Origin of the sequence: Mesorhizobium sp. M4B.F.Ca.ET.017.02.2.1, assembly GCF_003998955.1 — a bacterium.
Classification (GTDB): Bacteria; Pseudomonadota; Alphaproteobacteria; order Rhizobiales; family Rhizobiaceae; genus Mesorhizobium; species Mesorhizobium abyssinicae.
Genome location: NZ_RZOF01000435.1, coordinates 1 through 4,535, shown reverse-complemented (window position 1 = coordinate 4,535; position 4,535 = coordinate 1). Strand labels below are relative to the sequence as shown.

Genomic DNA, 4,535 nt, shown 5'->3' with positions numbered 1-4,535 from the left:
CTCCCACGGGCTTCAAGGCCCAAAGATGCTCCGGTCTCTCGTCCGCCACCGCACCTGCTGCAATAGCAGAGTCGGCAAGGGACAAGTTACAAGGATGCCGGCAGGCAGGTGAGGGGCAGCGCCAACGTCCGAAAAAGGGTGGCATCACGCGAAGTTGAAACTGCCCGCTGCCTGCCGAACTCGAACGAAGGAAGCTACTCCGCCGGTGCGCCGGCGACGTTCCTGCGCGTCGCGTCGATCATCTGCCGCCGCGCCCGGAACACGCCCCATTGCTGGTCGACGAGCACGCCGATCAGGATCACCCCGCCCATCACGGCGAAGTTCAGCGAGGACGGGATGCCGAGCAGGTTGACGAGGTTCTGCAGCTCCTGCAGCAGCACCGTGCCGAGGATGACGCCGATCAGCGAGCCTTCGCCGCCGCGCAGCGAGAAGCCGCCGAGCACGGCGGCGGCAATGGCATAGAGCTCGTAGAACTGGCCGTGGCTCGCCGGCGAGATCGAGCGCGTGTACATGGCGAAGTAGATCGCCGACAGCGCCGTCAGCACGCCGCAGATGACGTAGGCCGCCATGACGATGCGGCCCGTGCGAATGCCCGAATATTTCGCCGCTTCCTCGTTCTTGCCGATGGCGTACAGATAGCGCCCGAATACCGAGCGGTGCAGCACCACCCACATGACGATGGCGATGATGATCAGCGCGATGAAGCTGTTCGGCACGCCGTAGCTGCGTCCGGCGGTGAGGAATTCGAGGTCCGGGAAATTCTGGCCGAAGGCGAAGCCGGCCGTGCCGTCGGCGGTGTAGAAGCGCGCCACGCCGCGGTAGATGAGCAAGCCGCACAGCGTCACCACGAAGGGCTGCAGCTTCAGCCGCGTGATCAGCCAGCCATGCACCAGGCCGATGATCGCGCCGAGCGCGATGATCAGCACGAAGGCCAGCGGCCAGTCCAGCTCGCGCACGGCGATGAAGTCGATGAACAGCGTGCCGAGCAGCGCGACCACCGAGCCGACCGAGAGCTCGATGCCGCCGGTGATGATGACGAAGGCCTGGCCGATCGACAGGATGCCGAACAGGCCGATCAGGTTGGAGGTGTTGGCAAGATTGATCGGCAACAGGAAGCGCGGGTTGATGGCCGTCACCACCGCGCCGACCACCAGGATCAGCACCAGCAGGCCGAGATCTTTCTTGCTCATTGCGCTCCTCCCACCGCCTGGGCCGGCAGCGGCTTCTTGCCCACCGCCAGCCGAAGCACGTTCTCCTGGCTGAAGTCGTCCTTCTCGAGGATGCCGGATATCTGCCCCTCATGCATGACTGCGATGCGGTCCGACACCCCGATCACTTCTTCCATGTCGCTGGAGATCATCAGCACCGCGACGCCGGCGTCGGCCAGCGCCCGCATCAGGCCGTAGATCTCGGCCTTGGCGCCGATGTCGATGCCGCGCGTCGGTTCGTCGAGGATCATCACCTTGGGGTTCATCGCCAGCCATTTGGCCAGCACCACCTTCTGTTGGTTGCCGCCCGACAGCGTGCCGGTGCGGGTCGCGACCGACGGCGCCTTGATGCCGAGATTGCTCTTCTGCTTCTCGGCGGTGGCGATCTCGGCGCTGGTCGAGACCAGCTGATGCTTCGCATGCGCCGGCAGGTTGGGCAGCGAGATGTTCTCGGCGATCGAGAGGTCGAGCAGGATGCCGGTCAGCTTGCGGTCCTCCGGCACCAGGAAGATGCCGCTCGCGACAGCGTCGGCGGCCGAACCGAGCTTCAGCGTCTTGCCATCCAGCGTCACGCTGCCGCCGAAGCGCTCGTCGATGCCGAACAGCACCCGCGCCAGCTCGGTGCGGCCGGAACCGACCAACCCGGCAAAACCGAGGATTTCGCCGTGGCGGACGTCCAGATCGACCGGGCGTTCCGGATAGGCGCTGGTGCGCACCGCCCTGGCCGAGAGTGCCGTGCCACCCGGCGCATGCGCGGAATCCGAGACCCGCTCGCGTTCCTTCAGCATGCGGCCGATCATCAGCTTGACCATCTGGTCGTGATTGATCTGGTTTTTCGGCAGCGTGCCGGCGAGCATGCCGTCGCGCAGCACGACGACGCGGTCGGCGACGCGTTCGACCTCGTGCAGCCGGTGCGAGATGAAGATGACGCTGATGGCTTCCGCCTTCAGCGCCTTGATGACGTCGAGCAGCTTCTCGGTCTCGGCGATCGGCAGGCTGGATGTCGGCTCGTCGAGGATCACCAGCCGCGCCTTGATCGACAGCGCCTTGGCGATCTCGACCATCTGCTGCTGGGCGAGCGACAGCGAGGCGACCGGCGCGTCGGCTGAGAAATTGGCGCCGACGCGCTTCAGCAGCGGCGCCACCATCTCGCGCAGCTTCGAGCGGTCGACGAGCTTCAGCGGCCCAGCCTTCAGCGGCTCGCGGCCGAAGAAGATGTTGGCGGCGACGTCGAGGTTCTCGAACAGGTTGAGTTCCTGGTGCACGAAGGCAATGCCGGAACCGATGCTGGCCTCGACGGTGAGCCCATCATGCGCGACGCCATCGACGGTGATGGTGCCGGTATCCGGCCGCGTCACGCCGCCGAGGATCTTCATCAGCGTCGATTTGCCGGCGCCGTTTTCGCCGACCAGGCCGATCACCTCGCCCGGCCGCACCTCCATGGAAAAGCCGTCCAGCGCCACCACGCCGGGATAGGTCTTGCGCACGCCGTCCAGGCTCAGGAACGGAGCGATTGCGGATTGAGCAATGGATACGTCGGAATAATTCATCACGCCTGACAGCAGCCGGTGGGCGTTTTGGCCTCAGACTGACGGGCCTTCGCGGGCCCGTCAATATGATCGCCGGCTCAAGGCAGATCCCTGAGCCGGCGAAACGGGCGTCGTCCTACTTGCCGGCCATCGCCTTGAGGTTCGCGGCGTAGGCGTCGACATCGTCCTTGCCGATGATCTTGGTCGGCACGATGATCAGGCCGCCCTCCGGGATGCCCGACTTGTCGCCCTTGAGATAGGCGGCCATCAGCTTCATGCCCTGATAGGCCCACTCGAACGGCTGCTGCACCACGGTGGCGGCAACGGTGCCTTCCTTGACGCCGCCCAGCGTGATCGGATCGTCATCGAAGCCGACGACGGTGATCTGGCCGAGCTTGCCGGCGTCGCGCAGCGCCTCATAGATGCGCGGCGTGTTGTAGGAATAGAAGCCGACCATGCAGGTGATGTCGGGGCTGGCGACCAGCGCGTCCTCGACGTTCTTCTTGGCGCGTGCCTGGTCGATGTCGTCGCCGCGCACGTCCACCAGTTCGATCTTGGTGCCGGCGAGTCCGTCCTTCATGCCCTGGATGCGTTCCTTGGCGTTGTCGGCGCCGAGCAGGCCGACGAAGCCGAGGCACTTGCCGCCGTCCGGCATCGCCTTCTTGGCGATCTCGGCCGCCTGCTTGCCGGCATCGACGTTGGACGAGCCGATATAGGCGACGCGCTTGGTCTGCGGGGCGTCCGAGTCGGTGGTGAACAGCGCCGTCTGGGACGCGATCTTGTTCAGCCCGTCGGTCGAGGTCTTGGGGTCGACGGCGGAGACCATGATGCCCTTGACGCCGGCCGTCACCAGGTCATCCATCAGCCGCTGCTGGATGGCGACGGACGACTGCTCCGGATATTTCAGCTCCAGATTGTAGTCCGGCAGCTCGCCTTGCGCCTTCTTCACGCCGGCTTCCGCCGCCTTCCAGAAGTCGGATGCGCCGTTGACGACGAAGGCCAGCGTCGGCTTGTCGTCGGCGCGCGCGATCGCGCTCGCCGACAGGCCGAGCGCCAGGGCCGCGGCGGCGATGGACGCAGTTCGGATCACAGATTTCATGTTCAACCTCCCTTTTGAAACACAGACAGAATGTGTCGCTTGCGGCGCGGGCACCCCTCTCCTCAAGGGTTTGGCCCCAGATCCGGCAACCTTGAAATGGCGCCAATCCAGCCGCGACCGAGACACTAGACACTCATTCGCAGTTCGTAAATAGTCCGATTTGTCTGACATTTTCGTGAGTGTGCGGCGACCCTCTTCCGGCGGCTTGCCGGCCCGATGGCGCACCGCATCGCACGCCTTGACGCCACCAGCCGGAAGCCCGGATCCGGTAACGACGAGTTGACAGTAGAACGCTTACAGCTATTAGTAAATAGTATTAGTTATTGAGGATGGCCGATACAGCCGGGCGGGAGATCTGGCAGCCAAAGCAGAGCGCAAGGAGGAAGAAGAGCGCCAGCGGCAAAGCGGGCCATCGCGAGGAAATTCTAAAGGAAATCGTCAGCTTTGCTGACCTAGTCCGGTCGTTTCGTCGGCGTGCGACGCGGCTGGCGCGGAATACGTCGCGTTTGGTAATAGTTATAATCAAGCTGCATTTCGATAAATGCGCTTCCACGAAAGCCATCTTGCCGTTGCTGCCGGCCTTTGCTTAACAACTGGCCGGGTTTGGGAAAACGACCATGAGCGAACCGACGGAATTGCGCGATCCCCCGGAGGCGTCCAGGCGACGCGCCGCCAGGCCCAAGGGCCGCGTCACCATGA

Annotated in this window: 4 protein-coding genes; all 4 read right to left on the bottom strand. The window is 64.4% G+C overall.

What is annotated here, in order from left to right:
• Nucleotides 1-194: 194 nt before the first annotated feature.
• Nucleotides 195-1,190: an ABC transporter permease gene (locus tag EN738_RS31300; protein ID WP_127286975.1), complete on the bottom strand. Its 996-nt coding sequence runs from the start codon at nt 1,188-1,190 to the stop codon at nt 195-197.
• Nucleotides 1,187-2,758 (bottom strand): sugar ABC transporter ATP-binding protein, encoded by a 1,572-nt coding sequence (locus tag EN738_RS31295; RefSeq protein WP_127286974.1) that lies wholly within the window; start codon nt 2,756-2,758, stop codon nt 1,187-1,189. The genes EN738_RS31300 and EN738_RS31295 overlap by 4 nt, the downstream gene beginning before the upstream one ends.
• Nucleotides 2,759-2,873: 115 nt before the next feature.
• On the bottom strand, nt 2,874-3,836 hold the full coding sequence (locus tag EN738_RS31290) for a sugar-binding protein (RefSeq protein WP_127286973.1): 963 nt from the start codon (nt 3,834-3,836) through the stop codon (nt 2,874-2,876).
• A 452-nt stretch (nt 3,837-4,288) separates the two neighbouring features.
• Nucleotides 4,289-4,535, bottom strand: a 247-nt coding sequence (locus tag EN738_RS36000) for a hypothetical protein (protein WP_210214097.1), incomplete at its 5' end; no start/stop codon positions are given.